We start from the raw sequence: 26,103 nt of genomic DNA on the forward strand, positions 1-26,103 counted from the left end.
AACGATTAGGACACTGGTGTACATTTTTCTTGCGTGACCAAAAAAGCAGGGATAACATCGAGACGAAACAGCGAATGGTTTGGCTCGTTCGCGTCAGTTGTGCATTGATCCAGGAGTACCCGGGAGGACTATGAAAGTGCTCGTAGCTGTAAAACGCGCCATCGACCCGAACGTGAAGGTTCGCGTGAAAACTGATGGTTCGGACGTAGATCTGAACGGCGTAAAGATGTCCTTGAATCCGTTCTGCGAAATCGCAGTGGAGGAGGCGATTCGCCTCAAGGAAAAAGGAGTTGTGTCAGAGGTGGTGGTGGTTTCCGTGGGTACTTCTGCTGCTCAAGAGCAGCTGCGTACGGCATTGGCACTTGGTGCAGATCGAGCTCTCCTAGTCGAGACGAGCACGCTTCTTGAGCCGCTAAATGTTGCCAAGTACCTGAGCAAGGTTATCGATCAAGAGAAACCGCAACTGATCCTTTTTGGAAAGCAGGCCATTGACCAGGAGAACAATCAGACCGGGCAAATGGTTGCGCAGCTGATTGGTAGTGGTCAGGCCACCTTTGCCTCTGCGATCAGCTATGCCGATGGCAACTGGTTAGTCGAACGGGAGGTCGATGGTGGCAGCCAGACTGTGGAGCTTTCAGTGCCAGCAGTCGTTACCTGCGATTTACGTCTTAACGAACCGCGCTACGCATCATTGCCGAACATTATGAAAGCCAAGAAGAAGCCGCTTGAAATTCTTGCCGCTGACAGCCTGGGTGCAAGTGTGAAAGAGCACACTCGATTGGTAGAGGTTGCACCACCACCAGTTCGTAAAGCAGGCATCAAAGTCGGCTCGGTATCCGAACTCGTGGAAAAACTGAAAAACGTTTCGGGGGTGATTTGATGCGCACACTGGTTATAGCCGAGCACGCAGCCGGACAGCTTACGGCAGGTACATTAAGTGCGATCACTGCTGCTGTGGAGTTGGGCCTAGAAACTGATCTGCTTGTTATTGGCGGGCAGGGCGCTGTCGCAGTGGCGGAACAAGCTGCGTTTATCCAAGGAGTGCATCGGACACTGCTAGCCCAGGGGGCAATGTTCGAGAAGATATTGCCTGAAAATGTTCAGCCACTGATTTCCTCAGTGGTGGCTGAGGGTTATACGCACGTACTCGCTGATGCAAGCAGCTTGGGCCGTAGTGTATTGCCACGGGTCGCGGCGAGCTTGGATGTAGGAATGCTTTCGGATGTCAGCAAAATTGTATCCGTGGATACCTTCCAGCGACCCATTTATGCAGGCAATGCTATCGCCACATTTCAATCGCTTGACCCCGTCAAATTACTCACTATTCGCTCATCGGCTTTCGCTCAGGCAACGTCAAAGCAGAATCGTGGTGATGTCACCGCTGTCGATGGCGGAAAAATCGCTACGAATGTTCGCTTTGTAGGCGAAAAGCTAACGATTAGCGAAAGGCCTGAATTATCGAGCGCTCGTGTAGTGGTTTCTGGTGGACGCGGAATGCAAAGCAAAGAAAATTTTGCATTGGTTGAGCGTGTAGCAGACAAGCTTGGCGGTGCCGTAGGTGCATCGCGTGCAGCAGTGGATTCTGGGTTTGCACCCAACGACCTGCAAGTCGGACAGACGGGGAAAATCGTCGCGCCGGAGTTGTATATCGCCGTTGGCATAAGCGGAGCCATTCAACACTTAGCAGGTATGAGTGGTTCAAAGGTAATCGTTGCGATTAACCAGGACGCAGAGGCCCCAATCGCCCAAGTGGCAGACTACATGTTGGTTGCGGATCTCTTTGAGGCATTGCCGGCGCTCGAAAAAGCGCTGTGAATGGCGCCTGGAGTGACGAGCATCAATACTTATTTTAACAGCCTGATGATAGCTAGGTGATCCCGTGCAGCGCGACCAAATGGAGTTCGATGTAGTGATTGTGGGTGGTGGGCCGGCAGGTCTGGCAACCGCTTGCCATCTCAAACAACTGGCCGCCGCATCCAGTCGTGACCTTAGCGTGTGCGTAGTCGAGAAAGGCTCGGAGATCGGAGCCCATATCCTGTCGGGCGCAATATTCGAGACCCGAGCACTCGACGAGCTATTCCCTGATTGGGAGGCTAAAGGAGCGCCCGTACACACCAAAGTTCTTCGGGATGATATCTACTGGCTCACCGGGCCAGAAAGCTCTCGAAAAGTCCCTGGTTGGATGGCACCTAAGACGCTCCATAATGAAGGCAACTACATCATCTCGTTAGGCAACTTATGCCGGTGGCTTGGGGAGCAAGCTGAGGCTTTGGGTGTGGAAATCTATCCAGGCTTCGCGGCCAGCGATTTGATCCTGGAACAAGGCGTTGTCAAAGGAATCATTACTGGTGACATGGGTGTAGGTCGAAACGGTGAGGAGCGCGCAGGATGCTTCACGCCAGGTATGGAGCTACGTGCGCGTTACACGGTACTGGCGGAGGGATGTCGTGGTCATCTGGGCAAGCGCGCGATCGAGCATTTCGCCTTAGATAAGGATTCCGATCCTCAGCATTATGCGATTGGTCTCAAGGAAATATGGGATGTGGATCCTTCGATTCATGAAGAAGGCCTGGTTGTGCATACGACAGGATGGCCATTGGACGACAACAACCCAGGAGGCTCATTCCTGTATCACACAGCAAATAATCAGGTTGTTGTTGGGCTGATTGTAGATCTTTGCTACGAGAATCCACATCTATCTCCCTTCGAGGAGTTTCAACGCTACAAGCATCATCCCATCATCCAGCGTTACCTCAAGGATGGAAAAAGAGTCAGTTACGGCGCACGAGCAATAGCCAAAGGTGGGCACAACTCACTCCCTAAAATGGCATTTCCTGGAGGGGTGTTGGTGGGGTGCGATGCTGGCACGCTCAATTTTGCCAAAATCAAGGGCACTCATGCCGCAATGAAGTCCGGGATGCTAGCCGCGCAAGCGATATTCGAAGCAGTGGACTCAGATCCTACGTCTGAACAACCGCTAAGTAACTACGACTCGCTGTTTTCCAGTAGTTGGCTCGGAGAAGAGCTGGAGCGAAGTAGAAATTTTGGCCCAGCTATGCACAAATTCGGATCGGTGCTCGGAGGGGCTTTCAATTTTATTGATCAGAACATGTTCAAAGGGCGTTTGCCATTTACGCTACGAGATAAAGTTCGTGATCATGAGAAAATGAAAACTGTTACCGATTCTCCATCACGGTTGTATCCTAAACCTGATGGCGTGATAAGTTTCGACCGCTTGTCATCGGTATTCCTATCTAATACATATCATGAGGAAAATCAGCCGCCTCATCTGAAGTTGGCTGTTGCCAGTGTTCCTATATCTATAAACTTACCAATTTATGATGAGCCCGCACAACGGTACTGTCCCGCCGGAGTGTATGAAATTATAGAGGCTGAAGGGGGCGGCAAGGCATTGCAGGTTAATGCGCAAAACTGTATTCATTGTAAAACTTGCGATATTAAGGATCCTACTCAAAATATTACGTGGGTTCCGCCAGAAGGCGGGGGAGGGCCGAATTATCCGAATATGTGAAAATTTTATTTTTCACATAACTAAAACTCATGCATGTATAATATTAATTCCCTTGTGATAGTAATGGTAATTTGCTCTCATGTTGAGGAAGGTTGATTCTTCTGCTGCCCTGCCAATAACCATTAATACAGTACGCGGAGATGCACCATGATTAGTCGTTCGTTTTCCAGTAAACCTCTTGTCGGTTGGCTTGCAGGTTTGGCGATGGCCTCCTGCAGTTTAATTGCTCAAGCCGAAGAACCCGCGCCTATCCGTATTGGGTGGGTAAATTGGTCGGATACGGAAATCGCTGTAAAGCTGGCAGACACAGCACTGCGAGACCACCTGAAGCAACCGGTCAAATTGGTTTTGGCCGATATTGGTATTCAGTTCCAGGCGTTGGCTAATGGCAATATTGACCTGATCCCGATGGTCTGGCTGCCGAGCACTCACAAGTCCTTCTATGATAAATACAAAGATAAACTTGAAGACCTCGGTGTGCTGTATGAAGGTCGGATCGGCATGGCGGTGCCTACTTCCATCCCTACCAGTGAGATCGCCAGTGTCGAAGATCTTAATAAACCAGAGGTGAGGGAAAAACTCGGCGGAAAAATCCTGACTTCCGAAGTGGGTAACGGTCAATATAAGCTTACGGAAAAGGCCATTAAAGAATACAAACTCGATGGCTATAAGATGGTCGCCTCTTCAGAATCTGGAATGTTGAGCGAGTTGGATCGCAACCTGAAGCGTGACAAATGGTCTTTGATCAACGCATGGAGCCCACACTGGATGTTTTCCAAGTGGTCGCTTCGCTATTTGGATGATCCGAAGCAAATTTTCGGTGGCGCTGAGCAAATCCATGCGGTTGCTCGCAAGGGCTTTAGCGCAGAGCATCCCGACGTTGCCCGATTCTTCGCCAACTTCAAAATTCCTCAGGCTGACCTTGAGAAACTGATGGCTAATGCGCGTGACAGTTCGTCGGACAAGGTAGTTGCGGATTATTATGCAGCTAACAAGCCTCGCTTTGAGGCAATGTTTGGCGCCAATACAGCAGCCACAACAACAGGTCAGTAGTAGCTTAGCTGTTCGGTAACTACTCTGCAGCCTGGTGTCCTTGAAGGAAAACAAAGGGCCCAGGCAGCATGGAATAAACCGTATAGGCGATATCCTGTGAAAACAGAAACCTATCATAGCTTTTCAATCGAGGGAGCTGTTTCCTGGGTGAAGCAACTTTGCGAGTCGAAAGGTTGCTCGCATGCAGTAGCCGCTTCGCTAGCCAGAGCAGTGGTCGCTGCACAAGGCCGCGGTAACGAAGCTGTGGGTTTTCGTCACTTAGCTGATTATTTGTCCGGATTCTTGTCTGGTCGAATTGATCCGCGAGCTGAACCAAGAATTTCTTCCTCTAGCTCAATAATCTTCAGATCAGATGCAAGAGGGGGGATCGCGCAACTAGGCGTAGATCGGTGTTTTGACTCGTTATGTCACTCCGCACACGAAAATGGAATGGCTACGTTGAGTCAGTTCAATAGCTTTACGAGTGGTGAGTTAGGCGATTACACCATTCGCCTAGCCAAGGCCGGGCTGATTGCGATGGCAGTCGCGAATGGCCCAGCGCTCGTTGCTGTTCCCGAAGCTAAGGGCAAGACCTACTCTACCAATCCGCTATCATTTGCAGCGCCGACTTCGGACGGCATTCCCCTAATATTTGACCAAGCGAGCAGCGCTACCGCATTTGTAAATATCGCCCATGCCGCGTCGATGGGTAGCGACATCCCCGACGGATGGGCTGTAGATCAGCATGGGAATGCAACACGCAACGCTTTGGAGGCTTTAGGCGGTGCACTTCTTCCCTTTGGTGGTTACCGCGGAGCTAATTTGATACTCATGGTTGAGGTCTTGGCCGCAGGTCTAACAGGCGCTAACTGGTCTATTGATTCACCGGCTTTCCACCAAGGCTCTCAGACACCAGGTTGCGGTCTACTGATTCTAGCTATCGCACCGAATTTCTTTTCATCAGGATTCGAGAGCCGACTAGCAAGTCAATTGGCTCGATTGACTGAAATGGGAGTCCATAGGCCAGGATTGGAGCGCCAACACTCAGCGATTGATTCTGAAAGCGATGGGATCAGACTTCCTTTGGATTTGCTAGAACAGTTAAGCGGTATGTAATCTGCTTTAGAACTCCTGCCAACGGTCATAACGACATGATTTGGAATAGGTAGAAAGCAATGACTCACAATGCTGAAGTGTTATCTGCGCATCATGATGTATCCTTGAGTGGGCAGCTACTTCTACAAGCTCTTCATGAGATTTTATTAAATGGTATAGCTGTTTCTGACATGGCGCTGGCCTCGGCAGATGTATGTGCTAAGTCCCTGATTTCGGCGCAGTGGAGAACCTTAAAGACATTGAAGGCTTCAGAAAAGCTACCTGAGTCTCTGACACCTCACTTAGCTCAGGCCCTTAACCTTGCGCCAAGGATAAATGAACATTTTGGGTGTGTGTTAGATTCGTTAGGCATTATTTTGCCTCATGCTAATTGGATGAAACGTGAAGCCAAGCCTGGCCAGGAGAACACGTTTGTAGAGATGCATCGCCATGCGATTATCACTGGTGCAGGAGGGATGTTTGAGTGCGAAACTTTAACATTAGGTATGGCGCTAATGGCGCCTTTTACCAGTTATCCATTTCATCATCACCCGCCAGCTGAGTTCTATCTTGTCCTATCGCAGGGCGAGTGGTTTAGAGAAGATTTCGGTTGGTGGAGCCCAGGGGCAGGTGGGTTGGTATTTAACCCTCCATCATCCCTCCATGCAATGAGATCAACAGATACTCCACTTCTTGCTCTGTGGGGGTTGATTCATTAGCTGCACGGTAAGCCATATAGCTTTACCGTACAGTAGCATTGAGCGAGTGGCGCAGTGAAGTATGTTTGGAGAGCACAAATATGTCGACTACAACTCTTGGAATAAAATTGGATGCAGGAACTAGGGCGAGACTAAAAACAGTATCCACAAGTCTGGATCGCTCATCCCATTGGTTCATGAAGAAAGCCATTTTAGAGTTGATTGAGAAGGTCGAGGCTGGGGCAGGAATTGAAGATATAGTAGATATAGATCTTCTGGAAAAGGATTCGTTGCGTCATAGCATCGCGCTACGACTTAGGCAAGACAGGTGCTTCTGAGAGTTTAGTTTGGTTGCCATCGACGTTTCATGGACGGCAGCCTTGGCTTATATCTGATGGTATGGCTAAATCAGTATTTGGTGTTTGACTTGTCGTTCGAGAAGATAAGAGTGCCGTTTAATATTCGTGTTGATCAGGTCTAAACATCATGCATTCTCAAAGACAATACTTGCACAATGAGTTACATGCACGACCATCATTGTACTTCGATGAGCCCGCTCATGTTTTTCATCTAGCCTTTTTGGGAGAAGAAAAAGAGTGCAATTCGCTATTGGAGAGACTTTCACCTGTGGCTATTGATGCGGGTGCCGCTCAGGGCATCGTTGTCGTCAATGGCCATCCGCTGAAATGGGAGCGCCACGCTGAGTTTTTCACTCTCACGCAGGTCGTTACCTCAGCCACCAACGAGCTTTTTTGGGCTTCATTACCCAAAGAGCTTGAAGACCTAGCCCAGCCCCACTTATCACTACTCATCAACTCAGTTCAGATAATTGTGCGATCTGAGGAGTCTTGGAAAGGCGATATTTCCAGTTACGGTTTCAAAGACCCTAGCGGATCGTGCATCGGTGGTTCAGATGCAATTGTTTGGAGCGATTTTAAACTGTGCCCCGAAGGTACAAATAGATTTCTTTTTATTAACAAAGGATTAAATGATTACCGTCAAGGGAGAATGGTTCGACGACTGCTCGAAATTGAGACTTATCGCATGATGGCTTCTCTCGCGTTGCCAACCGCTAAAGAACTCGGCAATCAGCTCACCACATTTGAAAGAACACTGGTACGTCTTTCAGAGCTCAATACGAGTCTAGATGCAACGAGTGCAAAAAATCTGCTTGCTGACATTGCTTCGTTATCAGCTCAGGTTGTTAGTCTCAAGGCCAAAACCCGTCACCGTTTCAGCGCGACCCAAGCATATGCACAGCTAGTTTTTGAGCGACTGGGAGAACTGAGAGAGAGTCATGTTGGTGGTTGTCAGAGGCTTGGTGTCTTCATTGAAAGGCGCTTCAAACCTACGGTCAGGTACTGCGCTGTCACCGAGCAACGTTTGGATCAATTGGCAAAGAGTGTGGTCAACCTGGGCGATCTGCTGCAGGCGCGTGTGCAAGTTGAGATGGAAGAGCAAAACTCGGAAATTCTTAAGAGCCTCAACTCACGCGCCGATGCGCAAGTAAAAATCCAGAGAGCCGTCGAAGGGCTTTCAATTATTGCCATAACCTACTACCTGTTGAGCCTACTTAAGCTTTGCTACTCCGCGCTGCACGTACTGGGTATAGAAATTTCAGAGCGCAAAGCCATGTTGACCATGGCTCCGATCGCTTTTGGAATACTGCTGTTGATTGTGACCAGAATTAAGAAAGCCAAAGAACACTAACGCAGACGATCAGACTTTTTTCCTTTTTCAGATTTTCGTAGGTTAGGGAATGGTCAAATGCTTTTTCGATGCCGCGGGAAGCCGACAAAAGTTGCTTAATTGAGGCGCCCCAAGTATTCGAGAGTCGGCGTGCTCCATGGGTTCCGCAGTTTTCGGCTGGATGACGTTGGTCGCATGTCACCGCAATTCGATTTGCGTCGACGCGGATGAAATCGGCTGAAACCTGCTGTGGCTAGTAGGCGATGCATTTTTTGCATGAACAAGGGCAAAGGGAGACAGGCATGACGAAGATGCAGTTGAAGGGTGATCAAGAAAGGAATGCTAAGCCGTTCGCCATGCCAAGTGCAGTAATTGCATCGCAAGCCACTAGACCTCAGTTCGGCATTATTTTATGCCTCCTTTCAATGCTGATTTTCGCCAGCCAGGACGGGGTCACCAAGGTACTTGTCAAAGACCTTCCGGTAGCGCAACTGGTCATGGTGCGGTACTGGGTGTTCGTCATTTTCGCACTCGGATATGCGGCTTACCAAGGGAGCATCAAGGAGTCTTTGCACAGCAGGCACCCTTGGCTTCAAATCATGCGCGCGCTGATAGGCGTGGGTGAAATAGCGTTATTCGGGATTGGCCTGCGATATTTAGGGCTAGCAGAGATGCATGCGCTCTACGCCGTATTTCCCCTGATGACCCTGGGATTGGCGGGGGCCTTCCTTGGGGAATTCATAGGACTTCGTCGTTGGATTGCTGCCGCTATTGGTTTCTCCGGCACGCTGATAATCCTGCGCCCTGGTGCCGGCGTCTTCGAGCTTGCAGCCTTGATTCCACTGCTGTCCGCATTGGGGTTCGCGGTATTCAATGTGCTAACGCGCAAAATCAGCCAGAACGACACCTTCGCGACAAACATGTTTTACATGGCGGGCTTTGGAGCAATAGCAGTCACGATTGTGGGATTGCCTGGATGGGACACACCCACTCCCATGCAGGGGATATTAATGGGCGTGCTGTCATTGACCGGGGTAATAGCGCAACTTTTCCTTATTCAAGCGCTGAAGTACGCCACTGCTGCAACCCTGCAGCCCTTCAACTACACGCTTTTAGTTTTCGCCACGTTGATAGGCCTGATCATTTTCGGTGAGCTGCCTGATACCTGGACGGTAATTGGAGCGGCCTTAGTGATTATCGGGGGCATCTACGCGATCAAATCGAAGACTTGAAAACCGGCACCTTGCAGCCGAGTTCAACCCCACCAGATCAACAGTTCCGGCTTGCGGCTTTCCACCGTCACGGTATTGAGGGAGTGAAATGAGCACGGAGCCGAGTGACATGTGACGAGTTCGCCAGTCCCTTCTCGGGCCTAAGGCGTGTTGAGCCGGCCAGAGCTACCACGATGGGTCAGCCGTGTGGTGGGATCGACCTTCATCTGCTTCGGAGCAGCCATTCTGACCATGCGTCGACAGGCTGCGTAAGAGTAGGGCGGCCAACCAATCCGACAGAACCGATGGAGCCGAGGATGGACATCATCACGGCGGTTACCAGCGTGGCGCTGCCGATCAGAAATATTGAGCCAGCCGATATCGTGGCGACGAGCCTTCAGTGCGGCGAACCAGCGCACAGGTAAATACAGCGATGCGGCTACCAGCAGGGTATCGATGGGTTTGTTCGAACGACACTTCTGCTCAAGGGTGCTGTGCCCATTGAATCCAAAACCTGTTTCGCTCTCCAGGTACGCGTCAGGAGATGAGCAGACCAGTTCAAGTACTTATGGGGCCATTCCTCCGTCAGCCATTTGATTCGCCCACGCGAATACTTCTGCCGGCCCGATCACGTCGAGTGCGTCCACCGGTGGCAGGCCCAATATGACAACCCGCTTCTGCCTGGCATCTGCAGGCGGGGCGACTGGTTTCGTGAGCTTTGCCATGGAAGCGTGTCCGCGTATCCGGAGACAGGAAAAAATCTCGGCAGAAGTCACCCTTGCTTGGCAAATGAACATCCCTCCATCCGCTGAGCGGTCGTCCACACACGTTGACAGTAGGAGCATGTGCTCGTAAATTAAATCACATAGGGGCATATGCTCCTATTTGAATCTTCCAGGGACATTTGCTCCCGCTAATCGAGAGAGCCAAGATCATGAGCGCAGCTGAAATTCTTGTAAGTGGTGCAACGGGGCGTACCGGTGGGGCTACCATCGATGAGCTGCTGAAATTGGGTAAACGTGTCCGCGCTTATGTGCGCACGGACGATGAGCGAGCCGCAGCCCTAAGGGCGCGTGGCGTTGAAATTGCCATCGGCGACTTCACCAACATCGATGACATTCGTGCGGCGATGGAAGGCATCCGTTCAGCCTATTTCCTGTATCCGCTGGCATCGGGAATCATCGAAGGTGCAGCGTATTTTGCCCAGGCCGCAAAAGAGGCCGGGGTAGAGGCCATCGTGAACATGTCGCAGATTTCTGCGCGGCGTGAGTCCAAGAGTCATCTGGCACAGGATCACTGGATCTCTGAGCGTGTCTTCGACTGGTCGGGCGTACCGACAACGCACCTGCGCCCCACGTTCTTCGCGGACTGGCTCGCTTACCCTCACTTCGCCAAGGAGATCTGGGCCAAGAAAAAGATCGATTTTCCCTTTGAGAATGGTCGTCACGCTCCCATCGCTACCGACGACCAAGGACGCGTGATCGCCCATATCCTGGCCAACCCGGCGGGGCACGGAGGTAAAATTTACAGCCTTCACGGCCCTGTCGAAATGAATCACACCGAAATCGCGGCAGCCATGAGCAAGGTGCTGGGTGCGAAAATCGAGTACGCCCCAACAACGATCGAAGAGTTCGAGCGTAAGATGACGCAGGAGTACAGGTTCCCGGCCGCCTTGACACAACATCTGGTTGAAGTCGCGCAGGATTACCAGCAGGGAGTCTTTGCTGGTGTGAATGACATCGTGGAGAAGATCACCGGTACGGCTGCGCTGACCGTGCAGGCATTCATCGAAAAGTACCGGGATGTCTATGCATAAGCAGCCCGTTGGGTACTTGAAATAATCATCAGTAGTACGAGGAAATATGCAGATGTTGCCGGTTAGCCAACCGTTAGGGATCGACCAATGCAATTGTTCCGCAATCAGGAAGGCGAGCCGGCAGATCACTCGCTTTTACGATGCGCAGCTTGAGCCATCGGGTCTTCGAATCACCCAATACCTCACATTGGCAGCGCTCTATGAAATGGAGACTGCCGCGATCAATACACTTGCTGAGCGTCTCGACATCGAGCGCACGGCGATGGGGAAAATGGCGGGTTTCCTGGAGAAAGGGGGATTGATCTCAATCAGTCCCTCACCCTCCGACGGTAGAAGTCGCCTCGCAGCATTAACCGAGGAGGGCATGAGCTTGTTCAAAAGAACGGCTCCTCTGTGGCAAGAAGCCCAGCGTCAGTTTGAGCAATTGAATGGCACTGAAAGCGTGGCTTCGCTCCGGAAGGATCTGGCCCAAGTGAAAGTCGGTGATGTGAGTGGGATACCTGATGAGTGAATTGCTTCTGGGCGACCCACGATCCAGCGTCTACGCCATGCAAGCAACAAGGCGCCAATCCAGCTTACAGAGATAGTGAGCTGAATTTGATACCGATCACCTGAGTACCGAGCGTTATCCAGTTTAGTCATCCCCTCGGATCGAGAACTTCAGGGTCGATAGCTCCGCGCTTGGTTATCGGAAAGGCAGTTACCGGGCCAAAGCGGTTATCTAGGACAGATGACTATCAGTGTGTTTTCTTCAGTCCCTTCAAGCGCACATTCGCCCTTTGCACAGCGGCCATTTTTTCAGGCCGCTTCATGCGTTTCCACTTCCTGATGTCTTCCTTGCTGCGCCCGCAACTCACACACAGATCGCCGCTCAACTGGCAAACCGAAATGCATGGATTTTCGATTTCTTTAGCCATCGTCAATAACCCTGGGTCACGCGTGACTGCGCAAGGCGCTTCTGCCAATCGCCACCATGAGTGCGTTGGCACTCATCCTCAGAGTCGAATCGGACAGTGTGATCTGAAGGCTTCACATCGATGTTTGCCTCGATCAACGCGATAGCTGTCAGCTCGAAAACCCGCTCTTTCGCGCTAGCTTGGGCAAGCTTTTTGTCGGTCAACGTTTCGAACACCCAAGTCACCTTCAGTGTTTGGGCAAAGGCGTTCAAGTCAGCTGTGTGGGTGAGCCAGGTAAAGCCTTTGATTTCACCTTTTGCGGTCTCGCAGGCATCGGTCAGCGTTGTAATTAAACGGCGCTCGATCCGCGCAAGTTCACGTTTGCCCAAGGACATAGCGGGCTCCTTTGGAGAGGAAAAAATGGGAGGCACTTTGCACCGTTTGTAGGAAGAAAGCCGCAAAAGGACTCAAGCCTGTTCACGAAATCAGCCATCAATTATCCCTGCTTGGTAGAGAAAAGCGCTGGCATATGAAGATGCCTGTGACTGGACGTTCACCATGCCTGGCTGATTGAAGACTTGCCGAACGGGCGTGTGCGCATCCTCACGCAAGAAACCCAGAAGGGTAAACCTGCTGAAGAGCTGGCCAGGGCCAAGCCAAACCCGATGATCAACGGTCATCAGGATTGGCTGGACGGGCTGGTCGGTGCTGCGCGCTTAGCTAACCAGTGACCGAGTGCAGCCCTGGCAACGGCTGGGCTCACGCCTGACAGGCGTTTATGGATTTGTTTCTGTTGAGTAAACACAGTTATGCGACGGAACAATCAATGGATTGCTAGGCACCCAAGTTTTTCAGTGCCCACAATGCTCCCAAACCGACCACCAGCGTGAGCAAGGTGCTTTTGGTTCGCCAGGCAACCAGGCCTGCCAGGATGGCGGCGGGAATTTGCGGGTTGCTCCAGTCGAACGCCGCCTGTCGATCCGGGTACACCACCGCCGGCAATACCAGCGCGGCCAACACACTCGCCGGCACGTACAGCAACGCACGGCGCAGCAGCGGTGGAATGCGCAAGCTTCCATAAAACTCGATAAACGACAAACGAATGGCGAAGGTGCCGGCGCCGATCAACAGGAATAGGCCCCACTGGGATAACTCACTCATGATGCCTCCTGTTCGGCGTCATTGCCGCGTGCGGTATCCAGGTCTTTTCGCAGGTGCTCGACGGTAAGCCCGGTGATGACCCCGCCAAGGGACGCCGTCAGCATGCCCAGGTTGTAGGGTAAATCGACTGCCAGCACCGCCAGCGCACCTCCCACCACGGCGGCGCAGAGCGTTGCAGCACTACGAATGCTGGGGATCAGCAGCGCCAGAAATGACAGCGGAATCGCAAAGCCCAATGACCAGGCCTCGGGGATGCGCGCGCCCAGGATGACTCCCGCCAGCACCGCAAGCGTCCAACCGAGCCACATCGTGATCGCCGCCCCGACGTAGTAGTGAAAAGCGTACCGCCCCAGTTCGCCAGAGGCTGATCTCAGGCTGAACAGCGCGAAAACCTGGTCGGCGAGCAGATAGGACACAGGCCAGGTCTTGTGCCGGGGCAAGTGGTGCAGGTGAGGTGCCAGGGATGCGCTGTACATCAGAAAGCGAAGATTGATCACCAGTGCGGTGATCACCATGGTCACTGGCAAGGCGCCATTTTGCAGTAACTGCAGTACCGCTATCTGCGCCGATCCGGAATAGAAAAGCAGCGTCATGCCCATGGTGGTGGTGAGTGACATCCCCATCCCGGCAGCGCTGACACCAGCGATCAAGCCGAAAGGAATGACCCCGGTGGTGAACGGGGAGGCGGTGTGAGCACCGTGCATGAACGCATGTGCCCCACTTCGATAGCTCATTTGAATTCCTTGATTGTGATCAGACTGATGGCTGCGCGTTGCGACTCGCGTCAGCAAGGAAGGCCTGATCAAAATAAAGCTCGGGCCAGCTGGGAACAACGGCAGATTTCTGAAATATTAGGCCTAGAAAAAATGAGGCTCACGACATGTATCTGGACTCGCCCATCAGGCACACATTGCAACTGAATGCTCTACGCGCATTCGAGGCGTCTGCCCGTCTTGGCGGCTTCGCCCGGGCAGCCAGTGAGTTGAAGGTGACGCCAGGCGCTATCGCAGCACAGGTCAAGGCCCTGGAAAATGAATACGGCGCAGCCTTGTTCGAGCGCCATGCAAAGGGTGTCAGGCTGACGGCGCTGGGCGAGAGTATGAAAGAGCAATTCATCGAGGCATTCGATGCGGTAGAGGAAGCCGCCCGAACCCTTCGGCGACTATCTGCACCACAACGGGTACATATCGTCACTTCCCCCGCGCTGGCGGAATTGTGGATTGGGCCGCGACTTCCCCGGCTCACCGAAATTCTGGCACCAATTGAAATATCGGTCACTGCAGTCGATGAGCCTCCCAACCTTAAACGCAGCCCGTTCGACCTGTGCCTGTTCTACACCGAGCAACTGAAACGCGGACAGCGCATGCTTGCCGTCGAGGAAGTGCTACCGGTCTGCGTACCTGCGCTGGCGTCACGGATCACCCAACCTGATGACCTTGCCAATGTCCGGTGTATTGCGGATGTGGGATGGAGTGACTGGGAGATATGGACTCGCTCAGTCATGCCCGGTCAGAAGTTCGTGGCCCGTGGGCCGGGGTTTTCCTTGTACTCCATCGCCGTACAGCAAGCCTTGCTGGCGGCAGGGGTACTGATTGGCCGCCGCAGCCTCATCCAGAGGTATCTGGACAGTGGCGAGCTGGTTGCGCCGATTGATCAATCCATTCCACTCGGCATGGTCATCGCGGCCTGGAAGCTGCCAGGCGCCAAGGGCAACAGGATGGTGACTGAAGTGGAAGAAGCGTTAATGCAGCTGGCATAGAGACTGAGTTGCGCCGATGCCTACCCACTTGGAGAGCATTTCCTTTCCGGGCTGTCGTCCATCAGCTGGGTAGCATGCACAAACCGCACGGCCTGTTTGACCCACTTATGATCGGCAGTGAAATCGCGGTTGGTGACTCACTATTAGCAGCCTGACCGACCTGAGGCCATGCCCCAATATTTGGCCTACAAATAACTCCGGATTCGGCTTGGCTCTATGACGTGGGCAGATATTTCACCTCCCTCGAACATTTTGATCATGTGATTACAGGTATCCGATCGCGATAAGATCAGATTGCCGCTAGGATAGAACTGATCTGACAAACTCGAAAAGTCAGGCCATCGCACAGCTTACGACACGGAAGAGGGTTGCTAGATGTTGAAGGGAGTTGTCATCCTGATCGATGAATTGATGGCGATTCTGACATCCTTGCCTACATCGTCCCTCGTAAGGCCCACTCACGCACCGACAAGACTTTCAATATTTTCCCGATCAGAGTTTCGCTGCCGAGATGACCAATCTTGCAGCTTTCATCTTGTGTCAGTGCCACGTCGCGAACGTCGTCGAAGACTCATCAAAATATTTTGAAAGGCCCCGACCTGAGCGCACAGCCCTTAGCGACGGCGTTATCCACTGAGCAACATCCTGAGCAGGTAGTATTTGTCAATGCCCATTAGACTTGAGCCTTTTGCCTCCAAAGCTTGTAAGTTCACAGAGTGGTCTATCAAGGCATCTAAGCGCAATCGACTGGTTGAAATCATTGCCTACCTGTACTTGAGACAGGAGGAGAACGCATTACGAATAATCACTGCTCTTTCCCCGATAAAGCGGGCGTCGCCAGGCAAGGTTGCGGCTAACGTGATCAGAAAACTCACGGCACCTTACACCCAGGATTTGGAACAACTCAAATCCCCTGAGCCGACTGTCCGGAAAAAAGCCGAGGATAAGATACGCACATCGATCATCCATCGAGATGGTCTCCTTTTTCAGCACATCTCCTGGATCGTGGCGAAAAAAGCATTACCTAATGGAATCATGACATCGCCACATGTCCGGAAAGCAGATAAGGGCTTTGATGGATTCGTGATGGAGTTGGATGAGCTTCAAGAGGGTATCGAAACCATCATTCTATGCGAAGACAAGGCCTCTGAGGATCCGCGTAAACTCATTACTCAGAGCGTCTGGCCTGAAATTGAAGCCATCGTGGACGGCCAAAGAGATGATGAAGTGCTCGCTGAGTTGGTCACTTTACTCAAGATCGTGCCATCGATCGATGCCGAAGATGCTATTGGAACCATGTTCTGGGAAGAGGCGCGTCACTTTCGGGTCTGTGTGGCAACGAGCGAGAAAAATCGGGATAAGAAATCCGGGTGCTATACCAAGCTCATGAAAGGGTTTGATGAGAAGGTGAGTGGTGCCTCAAAAAAACGCGTAGGAGGGGTGCTTGTCTTCGATGATGTGCGTGAAGGGCTTGCAGAGTTGGCTGAGGAGGTAATCGCAAAGGTCAAGGAGCTCACCGATGTTTGACTACCGCTCCCGTCTTTTATTGCGTGATGCACCGAGACTGACAGATCTTGACCCCGAAACGCTTGATGAGCTACTGACGGCTGCCCACGTCGAACTCGCCACTGCGCGCCTCGCTACCCAAGAAGATATTGAATCCCAAGCAGAGATCTTCATAAAAGTACGGCGTTTAGCTTCAACATTTGAGGCGTACGTCGCCCTCGACCTTCGGCCAGAGCAAATGCGCGCCGCCGCATTCGTTGCGGGCACGGCGCATCAAATCCTTGCGCTACGACGCAATCCCCGGACTGATCAGCCAACGTTGCTTTCAAGTGACGCGGTCGACTCAACCATTTCGGCCACTTTGCTTTTTTTGATTGCTGATCGTGCCGCCGATGCCGCCGAAGTCGCGTCACGTCTTAGTGCGAAAGGAGAACCCCGGGAGATGCGGCGGGCCGTGATTCTTTCCATAAGAGATTTCGCCACAGGTCGATTGGGAGACTTAAGTGAGAGAAAGCTGCCATTGAGCTCTGCGACCGTAGGAGACAGCCGGGATCAGGCGACTGACTTGCTATTCCGCCAATGCGCAATAGCAATACGGAACCTTGCGCGGGAAGCAAGGGGCGTTATACCAGTTGGAAGCAATGTCCGTAAGCGACTCAAGAGTGTTATCAAGCTGTCTGAACCTGTCTCGGAACTGTTGCAACAGAACTTCGAAGGATTTGTACACCACCAATTCGCAGGCCCTCATCACTTTGCCAGCCTATTGATACGGATGGTGAGCGGAGCAAGGGCATCGATGCTTGTCCGGTTGCCAACGCCAGGCGGCGCCGAGGCAATTGCATGGAACACTTGGACTACTTCTCAAGCCCAAGCGCGTCCATTCCTGTGGATCAATCATCAAGAAGCCATAAAGACAGGATACTTGAGCCAGAATGCCTCTATGGTCATGACGTCACCTACCGGTTCGGGTAAGACTACCTTGTCGATGCTCAAAATCGCAGCAACTCGCTGCGCGGGTAAATCAGTCATCTACCTGGCCCCGACACATGCATTGGTCGATCAGATCGAAGATGACTTTTCACTTCAGCTTGCAGATATCGCCGCTGTCAGCGTGGAGGACACTGCGCTCCAGGATTTTGATGAGACGCTTCCACCCTTCGCCGTAATGACTCCGGAGCGCTGCCTTGCGCTGCTGGGTTTTGCACCGGAGCTGTTTAGCAATGTTGGACTACTGGTGTTCGATGAGTTTCACCTCATCGGCGCCGATACGGATCCAGATAGTCAGAAGGTCAGCCCAAGAGCCATTGACGCTATGCTGGCGCTTCTTACCTTCATCCGATTTTGTCCGGAGGCTGACTTTCTCTTGATGTCCGCTATGGTGAAAAATGCAAAGGAGGTAGCTGACTGGTTAAGCGAAATTACAACGCGTCAGGTTCATGTATTCGATGATCCCTGGAAGCCGACCCGCCAGCTCCGTTCCTGCGTTATCTACGAACACGACGCTGTCATGGATGCGATTGAAGTGGCGTCTACAGCCATGACAAAGAAAGCGCGCGGAAGGGTCGAGGTTCAACCTCTGGGACTTTTCTCTCTTATATCCGGTTGGCATCCTAGTAAGCCAGAGAAGCTGGTAATAAGGCCACTGACAGAGAGCTCGCCCGCGCTCACGCTGAACAATAAAGAAGAGGTTACAGCCAATCGTAATGAGGTGGCTGCTCAACTTGCCGCTGATTTCGCAGCAGTCGGAAAGCGTGTGATCGTGTTTTGCAGCGACAGTAGGGCTTGTAGTAGCGTCGCCAACGCGATCAACCGCATTCTTGAAGAGCCAACGGTGAAGCTTAACGAGAAGCAAAGTTTGATGCGTGAGGCGATCATCGAGGATGTGGGGTTGGCTTCTGCTGCGTTTGACCCTAGCTCGTGTCGCGCCGCTGTGCACCATGGTGACCTGCTGCCTCTTGAGAGACGCCTGGTCGAGAGTGTATTCCGCATGAAGCGGGATGAAATCGATACCGGGCTTGATGTCATTGCGGCGACCTCGACGATCGCTCAAGGTTTGAACTTACCCTGCGATGTGGTGATTCTGGCCGGCACGGATCGCAGTGCTATCGACGACCCTACCGGTAATCCTCGTACCAGTCTGCGTCCACATGAAATTCTCAATGCGCTTGGCCGTGCAGGTCGAGCGGCTTATGCAGCGACAGGGTTGTCCATCGTCATTCCTGCTCTACCTATCTTGATCAATCTAAACAATCAGGTCTTTCCTCGCCGCCATCCTGATCTCCATACAATCTTTTCGGAGCAAGATGCATGCGAGGACATCCGGGATCCCATAGAGCGCCTCCTGGATCAGATTGAGGCATCTGCTCAACCCGACGCAAAAGTTCAAGCGATGATCCGAAGACTCTCTGCAGTCACCCATGAGGGTCAAAGTGGTTTTGACGATATCGTTCGACGCTCCTTCGGCTTTTTCCAACAACGTAACTCAAACATAGCGAAGGCGAACCGGTGGTTGGAAAGCCGTCGATCGGCCCTGGCGAAAGCGGCAGAGGCACTCGAAGATCCAGAAACTCTCGACTGGCAAGAGGAGATTGCGGTACGCAACGGCATTAGTCCTCGATTGATCACTAGATTGGCTGATGCCTTGGCCAAGGTACCAAGTAACCTTCATGCAACGGCTGAATGGATAGGCTGGATCCTCGACATCGTGGCAGCGCACCCGTCTGATCTGACACTGTTTGCTCGCCCCGCAGCGCTTGACGCAGTCTTTGGGCGTGCATATCAAGATGGCAATGCTTCAGCATGCCTGATTCTGTCTGCCCTCAAGAAGCTCGTTGAAATGTGGTGCGGAGGTATCACCCTAGTCGAAATTGAAGCATGGTTATTACAGTTTATCCGTGACAACGAGGTCGACGTTAAACGGCAAACAGCGAAATCGTCGACGGCTCATCATGCGAGGCGGTTCGCGATCCGGATTACTCCAGACCTGGGCTTCCTGTGCGGAGTACTCGGTCAGATTGGTGCATATCTATACGCTGATGAAGAGCTCTCGCCACTTCACATGATCGATATGCTTCCACAGATGGTGAGGAACGGCGACCACGACCGACACCATATGGCTCTCCGCCAAAACGTGACTGAAAGCTCTCGCGTTGAAACGTATCAGTTGTACGAACGACACCGTTCAAGATTCACTACATCCTCTATCGCGAGTTTTGACTCTGTCCGTAGCGAGGTAAGTGATGCGATCATCGCGGCTGCATTCGAGGACTTCGAGTTTTGAGTTGGATATCTCAAAGATGTGCTGACGCGGTTGCCGAAGCAGCGGGCGAGTGAGGTCGGGCAACTGCTGCCGCATCAGTGGGTGCCTGCCTGAATCACGCAAGGTGACTTGGCGGGACGGTTACAACCGATTTAGTTACGCAAGACGGGATACCCGGACGCATAGAGCTCCAGTTAAAGCTGGCGGAGGAGCTAGCGCTGCTTCGCGCCCGTACGGCCCGGCTCAGCGTAATGCTTTATCGAGCCGGAAACGCCATAACATTCAGCCACTACACGACTGCAGCTACTTGCAATTGCCGGCTTTACGATATCCCGCCGCCTGAGCTACAGATTCAGAATCAAAAGCTATTTGGTTTTTCAGTGATACCTGCCCATAGCCAGGGCATCCCGTTGAGAGGTGATACACCTGACTTTTCCGGTTACCAATGATCGAACCTGCCCCAGCCGCGCTTGCGAGGGTTGGCTGCGCAACTGCTCGCGGAGAGCTCGTAGGAATGGTGCTGACTAAACTGTCACCAACCGTCTTATAGCCCTGCGTCCAGTGTCGGTCACCGGTCACGAAGGGGTTGGAGTACCCCATGATTGCCGCAATGCGTCTATCCCGTTCTTTCTCCCAAGCCGAAACCGGGTGCTGCTTGTCCCAGGCCATCAGTAGCTGTTGCTGCTGACGAGACATGCTCAGCTTGTATCTGTCGAACATGTAAAAGGTTGTCCTCGCAACCAGCCCTTTGACCTCGTCACGCGGTTCCGCGGCGCGTTGATCGAAATCAACCCGCGTCTTGCATTGCCCATACTGAGGTTCTATCCCGGAGGCCATTCCGTAGTTGAAATTGCTACGGTCGCCATTCACCTCCCCAACAGATGGGTAGAGGTTGAATAGGTCTGCCTCCATTGCGCGAAAAACGGGGTCATCGTTCACGCAGTTCTCGCGACCACCATTTTTCCAGCATTGGCGTTGGTTACCGAATGTCCAGGCAGGAACGATGTGCTCCCACTCAGTCCGTTCAGCACGGTTCTGTTGTTTCCTGGTTTGATAGCCACAAGATTCAGCGTCAATCCGGCCGCCCGATTTACCTACCCATGTCCATTTGCAACCGCAGTACAGCTCGCCAAGGGCACTGTTACTCTGGTCGAGGTAGATTTTCTGCTTTGCTATGACCTTGGCTTCGGAAAAGGTCGATGGAGGACTTGAGAAGGCGGGGGTAATTACTGCGATGGTTAGCGTTACTACGGACAGCAGTTTTTTCATTGGAAAAACATTAGCAAATTAGGGGGGGGCGCATTGTACGCACGTTGCCCACGCCCATCGCAGCATTTCTCAGTTAAACGCAGCCTCGACAAATGCCTCCAGCGCCTTGTCTTCCAGTATCTCGATAGAGAAGTGCCCGAAGCGTTTGGGCAACCAAATGATGCGTGCCCCAGATGGGGATTGCAGGTTCGCACGAGCCAATGGCTTTCCATTTTCGTCTTCTGGCTGAACACCTGCGGCCATCAATTCGTCATAGGCTTTCTCGATGTCCGGTGTCGAGTAGCAGTGGCGGTAAATCATCCCTTCACCCGACGTATCCAATAGATCTTTCAGGTTCCCCGCCAACGGCTGTACCAACATGAAACGCTCTTGGCCCATCAGCGCAATCGCGTAGCGCACATGCAGACCACCTCGTTCCCAGACGAGCGTTTTGGAGATCCTGGCGTTAAGTATCTGCGCGTAGTAAGTGCAGGCTTCGTCGAGATTCTTGACCAGTACATCTACGTGACTGAATTTCAGATCCATTTGCAGTCCTCCTGTTGAAACGGCGTCCATGGTAAACACGACATAACGTTTTCCTCGATGCTTCGCTGATCGAACACGTTTATCCAAAGTCGTAGTGAAATACCAAAGCGACGCTGGTAATGTCTTGGCTACGTTCGTCAAACCATTAAGGGATGGAGGCGAAAATAGAAGCCCTGGAGCCGCGAACCTCCGGGGCTTTGTTTTTTCTGCTCGGCAACCGCGTAGGCGATCAACATATAGTTTCACACCGGGCTGACGTGACTGGCTCCGACAGCGTGGTTCATTTGCAGGGAGCGTCATCTACGGAGAGGACTTGCTCAAAAGTAGTGATCCTAGCGCCCATACCGTTCTCTTCGTGGCACTGGTTTCCCGAGCAATATCATGCCATATAGCTATCAGCCTTCAGGGATGAGTCTCGTAGTGGCCTGAACAGCCAAGATGCCAATCCCTGTCTCGACATATGTATCAGGGAGCGACGCTGTGTACCTATCTACTTTAAAAATCGAGAATTTCCGACAGTTTGGCCAGGCTGGGCATGGCTTGGAAATCAGCTTCAACGAAGGAGTGACAGCGCTGGTAGGGGAAAACGATGCTGGCAAGACAGCCGTCATCGACGCAATCCGCTTTGTACTTCAAACCCGTGATGCCGAGTATCTTAAGCTGCAGCTCGAGGATTTCCATATCGATGACGCCGGTGCCCAGGCTGGCGCTATCACCTTGGTCTGCACGCTGGATGGCTTGAGTAAAGCTGAGCTAGGTGCCTTCGCAGAGTATGTGACCTACAAGAACAAAGTCGGAAGTTTGCATATTCACTGGTCAGCCAAGCGCGTGCTCGGCTCTAGCCTCACTCGTAGGTGGGTGGACATCAGTGTCCGTTCGGGCGAAAAAGGAGAAGGCCCATCTCTGGATGCCGGCGTTCGCCAATTGCTCGCCACTGCCTACCTGAAGCCATTGCGGGACGCTGAACGTGAGATGTCACCAGGGCGCAACTCCCGTTTGTCCCAAGTGTTGAGCAGTTTCCCGAATATCGATGCCGGCAATGACTTCGACACAGCAGCTCCGCCAGCCACTACGTTGGATGCAGAAGCGCTGAGCATCGCGGGCATGGGGGATTACATGCGCCACCTGGTGAATAAGCACGGCGCTATTATCACTGCCGAGCAGGCGATCAACGTTAACTACCTTGCACCTCTGTCTCTCGCTGGCCAGCCGCTGACAAGTCGTATCAGTTTCGGTGAGGGTGGCACTGAGTCGGCGCGACTCAAGCAGATACTTGAGCGCCTTGAGCTTGGTTTGCTCGACCATGCGTCGGGAGAGTCTCGTGGTGTTTACGGCCTGGGCTCCAACAACGTGTTGTTCATGGCCTGTGAGCTGCTGCTTCTCGGAAAGGAACCGGACGGTTTGCCTCTGCTTCTGGTTGAGGAGCCGGAGGCTCATCTGCATCCGCAGCGACAACTGCAGTTGATGGAGTTCCTTGAGAAAGCAGCGAAGCCTGGCGAAGGGCTTAGGCCAGTTCAGGTGATCTTGACCACCCATAGCCCCAACTTGAGCTCCAAGATTCCGATTCAAAATCTGGTGATGATGCATCGAGGGCAGGCGTTCTCGCTTGCGGAGGATCAGACCTGCCTCGGTGCCGATGACTACAGATTCTTGAGCCGTTTCCTGGACGTCACAAAAGCCGGCTTGTTCTTTGCGAAAGGACTTCTGGTGGTAGAGGGCGATGCCGAAGCGATACTTCTGCCAGCGCTCGCCCGAAGGCTCGGAAAAGACCTCACTAAGCACGGCGTGTCCGTTATTAATGTCGGCGGAGTAGGGCTTAGGCGCTACTCAAAAATCATGCAGCGCCGAGATACTTCGAAAGGGGAGATAGAGATCCCCACAGCGTGCATCACCGATATGGATGTCATGCCAGATTGCGCTCCAGAAATACTTGGATTAGTGACGGGGGCGGCAGACCCCAAATGGGCGAAAACGGATCGACGTTGGAAATCTATTCGTGATTTTGGAGCCACGCTAGCTGATCAAGAAACCGGACTGGAAGAGCATCGGAAGAAGCGAATAGAAAGCGATGGCCAATGTGTCCGAACCTACGTCGCGGATCATTGGACTCTTGAATATGACCTGGCCTTTGCCGGCCTCGCTCGTGAAGTACATGCTGCTGCGTATCTCGCAATTAACGAGGAGAAGATCGACCAAGGCAAAGCGACCAAAGTCACTCTCCTGGGCGCTGCGGATGGCGCTTTCAAAGCGATTGAGGCCGCGCACTCTTCCAAGGAAGCCCGTTGCTCTGCAATTTACAAGCTGTTCAAAAGAGCCTCTAAATCCATTGCTGCTCAGCATCTTATCGACCTCATTGACGAGCGATTCGTCGCCGGCACCTTGGATGTCACTGGCTTGCGTGGCCTTTTACCCAAGTACGTTATCCATGCCATCGAGTACGCAACTCGTGGATCAGCGATACCTGCTGTGGCAAGCGGCGCGCCTGCAATCATTGCCAGTGTTGTTGCCGATCCTGACTCTCCGGCTGCTGTCGAGGGGAGCAAGGAATGAATCTCAACCAGCTCATCGATCCGATAACTGATGATGACGTGGAATGGGTCGTTGACCTCATGGATTTGGAAGCGCTGGACGAGCCGCGTCGCAACTTCCTCAAGTCCATGAGCACGGTGGACGTTTCTGCCTGCCCTGGTAGCGGGAAGACCACACTCGTTGTCGCCAAGCTTGCGATACTCGCCCGCCACTGGAAAAGCCGAACGCAGGGGATCTGCGTTCTATCGCACACCAACGCAGCGAGGGAGGAAATTGAGCATCGCCTTGGTGGTTCAGACATTGGGCAACGCCTGCTTCGTTATCCGCACTACATCGACACGATCCACGGTTTCACAGGGCGATACCTCGCTTCGCCATGGCTACGGTCGAAGGGCATTACTCTGGCTGCGATTGATGATGAACTCACGCATACTGCTCGCAGGAAAGCGCTAACTTCTAGGGAATACGGGGGTATGAAGAAGGCCTTTGAATCTGCGTATCTCAACGTAGAGAAGCTGCGCATCGAAACTGTCGACTTTGACAATCCCCTTGCTGGCCGAGAGTTCCACTTTGCACCTCACACGGCAACCTACAAAAGCGCGTCTAAGGCTTTAAGCCATGCAGCAAAGACGGGGCATTTTTGCTTCGATGAGGTCTTTGTCTTAGCCAACGCGCTGCTTGATGAGGAGCCAGTGGTGGTTGACGCGTTGCGCGTGCGCTTTCCCTGCATTCTGGTCGATGAGATGCAGGACACAAGGCATGACCAGGCCAGCATTCTCAGCAGAGTGTTTCCCCGCTCGGATCCAGATGTCTGCGTCATCCGTGCGGGAGATCCAAACCAAGAGATCTTTGAGGAAAAGATCGTACTTCCGGAGCCCTTCCCTGATCTGACATGCTTCATAGAAATTGCGAGTAGCTTCAGGTTCAGCCAGGCGATTGCGTCGATTGCCAACCCCTTCGCCTATTTGCCCATTACAGGAGGGTTGGTTGGCCTGCGTCGGGACGTCGACAGCCAACCCGTCCCCAATACAATCATCGTGTTTCCAGATAACGACGTCAGCCAAGTGCTCAATGCGTATGGGCGTCTACTGATTGAGCATCTTCCAGCAGATGCCCGCAAGACTAACGTCTTCGCGCTGGGTGCGGTTCATCGGCTAGTGGATGACAAGCCAAAACACTACCCCAAGGCGGTGGAGCATTACTGGCCCTCATATAAGTCGGAAGTGAACAAGGCTTCCTTCAAGCCGCGTACGTTCGCAGAGGGGGCGCATATTGCTCGCCGATACCTGGAGCGCGATGCGACGGCGGCGTCAGGTGTGGAGTTGGTTGCGTCCTGTCTGCTCACATTGGTACGACTGGCATTTCCAAGAGAATTGATCCCTGCCAGGTCGCGCAATCACCAGTGGCTCGAGCAACTGATGATGGGACGGGCAGAGCTGGTGGCTATCTATCGCGAATGCCTCCATCGACTTCTCTTCGACTCGGTTGAGCTAACAAAAACCGTATGGGATTCGACTGCGGCGCCCGCACTCTTGGAGCTGGCAGCGGAGATGACTGGATCAGATTCGGCGCTGGCTGCAGCTGACGCTCATCCCTACCTTGAATGGGCACCTACTCCCGTTGCAGTAGATCCTGGGGACAACGGAGGCGCGCTCCTCAACACGTACAGATTCGAAGAGGGGATGGACAGCGTTCACATTCGATTGTCTTCCATCCATGCAGAGAAGGGCAAAACCCATGCTGCCACGCTCATTCTCGAAACCTACAATCGCACTCACTTCGTCAATAAACTTTTGCCATGGCTTGAGGGTAAGGCTTCAGCTGCGAAGCGTCCCAACGAGAGCGCGAAAAAGAACATGATGCTCATGTACGTTGGGATGACCCGGCCAACACACATGCTGTGTTTAGCCATGCGCAAAAGCTCATTGGGGGAGGGGAACATTGAAGTGAAGAGAAGGGCAGCGTTAGAGCAGGCGGGCTGGTCAATTCTAGAAATATAATATGAGGCTTACGGACGATTATGGATACGGCTACAAGCTAGGGGATGCCCAGCAAATCTATTGCTAGGTTTGCAAGTTCTACCTCCAAGGCAGACCGAGTAATGTGCACGATCACGCGTAATATCG

The 26,103-nt window shown here is 52.7% G+C and carries 22 protein-coding genes and 1 pseudogene; 17 read left to right on the forward strand and 6 right to left on the reverse strand.

What is annotated here, in order from left to right; translation table 11 throughout:
• Window positions 1-130 precede the first annotated feature (130 nt).
• From ACEN8E_RS14070 to ACEN8E_RS14120, 11 genes and pseudogenes are all read left to right on the forward strand, one after another.
• Window positions 131-880, forward strand: coding sequence for an electron transfer flavoprotein subunit beta/FixA family protein (locus ACEN8E_RS14070; protein WP_495593142.1), 750 nt, complete (start codon window positions 131-133; stop codon window positions 878-880).
• The gene (locus tag ACEN8E_RS14075; RefSeq protein WP_495593143.1) at window positions 880-1,815 is read left to right on the forward strand and encodes an electron transfer flavoprotein subunit alpha/FixB family protein; all 936 of its coding nucleotides are present in this window, start codon (window positions 880-882) and stop codon (window positions 1,813-1,815) included. The genes ACEN8E_RS14070 and ACEN8E_RS14075 overlap by 1 nt, the downstream gene beginning before the upstream one ends.
• A gap of 64 nt (window positions 1,816-1,879) precedes the next feature.
• A complete protein-coding gene (locus ACEN8E_RS14080; protein WP_495593144.1) occupies window positions 1,880-3,532 on the forward strand; it encodes an electron transfer flavoprotein-ubiquinone oxidoreductase in 1,653 nt (550 codons plus the stop codon).
• A 147-nt stretch (window positions 3,533-3,679) separates the two neighbouring features.
• On the forward strand, window positions 3,680-4,585 hold the full coding sequence (locus tag ACEN8E_RS14085) for a glycine betaine ABC transporter substrate-binding protein (protein ID WP_495593145.1): 906 nt from the start codon (window positions 3,680-3,682) through the stop codon (window positions 4,583-4,585).
• Between the two features lie 96 nt (window positions 4,586-4,681).
• The gene (locus tag ACEN8E_RS14090; RefSeq protein WP_495593146.1) at window positions 4,682-5,680 is read left to right on the forward strand and encodes an Ldh family oxidoreductase; all 999 of its coding nucleotides are present in this window, start codon (window positions 4,682-4,684) and stop codon (window positions 5,678-5,680) included.
• Window positions 5,681-5,739: 59 nt separating this feature from the next.
• Entirely contained in the window at window positions 5,740-6,378 is a 639-nt protein-coding gene (locus ACEN8E_RS14095) for a dimethylsulfonioproprionate lyase family protein (RefSeq protein WP_495593147.1), read from the forward strand.
• Between the two features lie 465 nt (window positions 6,379-6,843).
• Window positions 6,844-8,067 carry a DUF3422 domain-containing protein gene (locus tag ACEN8E_RS14100; protein WP_495593148.1) on the forward strand — a complete coding sequence of 408 codons (1,224 nt, stop codon included), beginning with the start codon at window positions 6,844-6,846 and terminating at the stop codon, window positions 8,065-8,067.
• Window positions 8,068-8,348: 281 nt separating this feature from the next.
• Window positions 8,349-9,278: a DMT family transporter gene (locus ACEN8E_RS14105; RefSeq protein ID WP_495593149.1), complete on the forward strand. Its 930-nt coding sequence runs from the start codon at window positions 8,349-8,351 to the stop codon at window positions 9,276-9,278.
• 144 nt (window positions 9,279-9,422) lie between these two features.
• A pseudogene (locus ACEN8E_RS14110) lies at window positions 9,423-9,530 on the forward strand (LysE family translocator); the annotation flags it as partial.
• A gap of 661 nt (window positions 9,531-10,191) precedes the next feature.
• On the forward strand, window positions 10,192-11,073 hold the full coding sequence (locus ACEN8E_RS14115; RefSeq protein ID WP_495593150.1) for an NmrA family NAD(P)-binding protein: 882 nt from the start codon (window positions 10,192-10,194) through the stop codon (window positions 11,071-11,073).
• Window positions 11,074-11,119: 46 nt separating this feature from the next.
• Window positions 11,120-11,584 carry a MarR family winged helix-turn-helix transcriptional regulator gene (locus ACEN8E_RS14120; protein ID WP_495593151.1) on the forward strand — a complete coding sequence of 155 codons (465 nt, stop codon included), beginning with the start codon at window positions 11,120-11,122 and terminating at the stop codon, window positions 11,582-11,584.
• Between the two features lie 226 nt (window positions 11,585-11,810).
• Here the strand turns inward: ACEN8E_RS14120 and ACEN8E_RS14125 are convergent, their stop codons facing one another.
• Both ACEN8E_RS14125 and ACEN8E_RS14130 read right to left on the reverse strand, forming a co-directional pair.
• Window positions 11,811-11,990: a DUF1289 domain-containing protein gene (locus ACEN8E_RS14125; RefSeq protein ID WP_495593152.1), complete on the reverse strand. Its 180-nt coding sequence runs from the start codon at window positions 11,988-11,990 to the stop codon at window positions 11,811-11,813.
• Window positions 11,991-11,992: 2 nt separating this feature from the next.
• Entirely contained in the window at window positions 11,993-12,364 is a 372-nt protein-coding gene (locus ACEN8E_RS14130; protein ID WP_495593153.1) for a hypothetical protein, read from the reverse strand.
• Between the two features lie 198 nt (window positions 12,365-12,562).
• Between ACEN8E_RS14130 and ACEN8E_RS14135 the strand changes: the two genes are divergently transcribed.
• Window positions 12,563-12,700, forward strand: a complete 138-nt coding sequence (locus tag ACEN8E_RS14135; RefSeq protein WP_258394933.1) for an SRPBCC family protein — start codon at window positions 12,563-12,565, stop codon at window positions 12,698-12,700.
• Between the two features lie 103 nt (window positions 12,701-12,803).
• Here the strand turns inward: ACEN8E_RS14135 and ACEN8E_RS14140 are convergent, their stop codons facing one another.
• Together ACEN8E_RS14140 and ACEN8E_RS14145 are read right to left on the reverse strand one after the other, a co-directional pair.
• Window positions 12,804-13,130 carry an AzlD domain-containing protein gene (locus ACEN8E_RS14140; protein WP_111289267.1) on the reverse strand — a complete coding sequence of 109 codons (327 nt, stop codon included), beginning with the start codon at window positions 13,128-13,130 and terminating at the stop codon, window positions 12,804-12,806.
• Window positions 13,127-13,864: an AzlC family ABC transporter permease gene (locus ACEN8E_RS14145; RefSeq protein ID WP_495593154.1), complete on the reverse strand. Its 738-nt coding sequence runs from the start codon at window positions 13,862-13,864 to the stop codon at window positions 13,127-13,129. The genes ACEN8E_RS14140 and ACEN8E_RS14145 overlap by 4 nt, the downstream gene beginning before the upstream one ends.
• Before the next feature lie 146 nt (window positions 13,865-14,010).
• Between ACEN8E_RS14145 and ACEN8E_RS14150 the strand changes: the two genes are divergently transcribed.
• From ACEN8E_RS14150 to ACEN8E_RS14160, 3 genes are all read left to right on the forward strand, one after another.
• Complete coding sequence (locus tag ACEN8E_RS14150) at window positions 14,011-14,889, forward strand: LysR family transcriptional regulator (RefSeq protein WP_495593155.1); 879 nt, start codon at window positions 14,011-14,013, stop codon at window positions 14,887-14,889.
• A gap of 666 nt (window positions 14,890-15,555) precedes the next feature.
• Window positions 15,556-16,416, forward strand: a complete 861-nt coding sequence (locus ACEN8E_RS14155; RefSeq protein ID WP_495593156.1) for a hypothetical protein — start codon at window positions 15,556-15,558, stop codon at window positions 16,414-16,416.
• The gene (locus ACEN8E_RS14160; RefSeq protein ID WP_495593157.1) at window positions 16,409-19,675 is read left to right on the forward strand and encodes a DEAD/DEAH box helicase; all 3,267 of its coding nucleotides are present in this window, start codon (window positions 16,409-16,411) and stop codon (window positions 19,673-19,675) included. The genes ACEN8E_RS14155 and ACEN8E_RS14160 overlap by 8 nt, the downstream gene beginning before the upstream one ends.
• A 282-nt stretch (window positions 19,676-19,957) precedes the next feature.
• Here ACEN8E_RS14160 and ACEN8E_RS14165 read toward each other — a convergent pair whose 3' ends face one another.
• Together ACEN8E_RS14165 and ACEN8E_RS14170 are read right to left on the reverse strand one after the other, a co-directional pair.
• A complete protein-coding gene (locus tag ACEN8E_RS14165; protein WP_495593158.1) occupies window positions 19,958-20,923 on the reverse strand; it encodes an endonuclease in 966 nt (321 codons plus the stop codon).
• Window positions 20,924-20,992: 69 nt separating this feature from the next.
• The gene (locus ACEN8E_RS14170) at window positions 20,993-21,448 is read right to left on the reverse strand and encodes a VOC family protein (protein WP_495593159.1); all 456 of its coding nucleotides are present in this window, start codon (window positions 21,446-21,448) and stop codon (window positions 20,993-20,995) included.
• A gap of 480 nt (window positions 21,449-21,928) precedes the next feature.
• Between ACEN8E_RS14170 and ACEN8E_RS14175 the strand changes: the two genes are divergently transcribed.
• A complete protein-coding gene (locus tag ACEN8E_RS14175; protein ID WP_495593160.1) occupies window positions 21,929-23,998 on the forward strand; it encodes an ATP-dependent nuclease in 2,070 nt (689 codons plus the stop codon).
• Window positions 23,995-25,977, forward strand: coding sequence for a UvrD-helicase domain-containing protein (locus ACEN8E_RS14180; protein WP_495593161.1), 1,983 nt, complete (start codon window positions 23,995-23,997; stop codon window positions 25,975-25,977). Before ACEN8E_RS14175 ends, ACEN8E_RS14180 begins: the two co-directional genes overlap by 4 nt.
• The last annotated feature ends 126 nt before the right edge of the window (window positions 25,978-26,103 follow it).

It is taken from the genome of Pseudomonas sp. Pseusp9 (assembly GCF_059491265.1).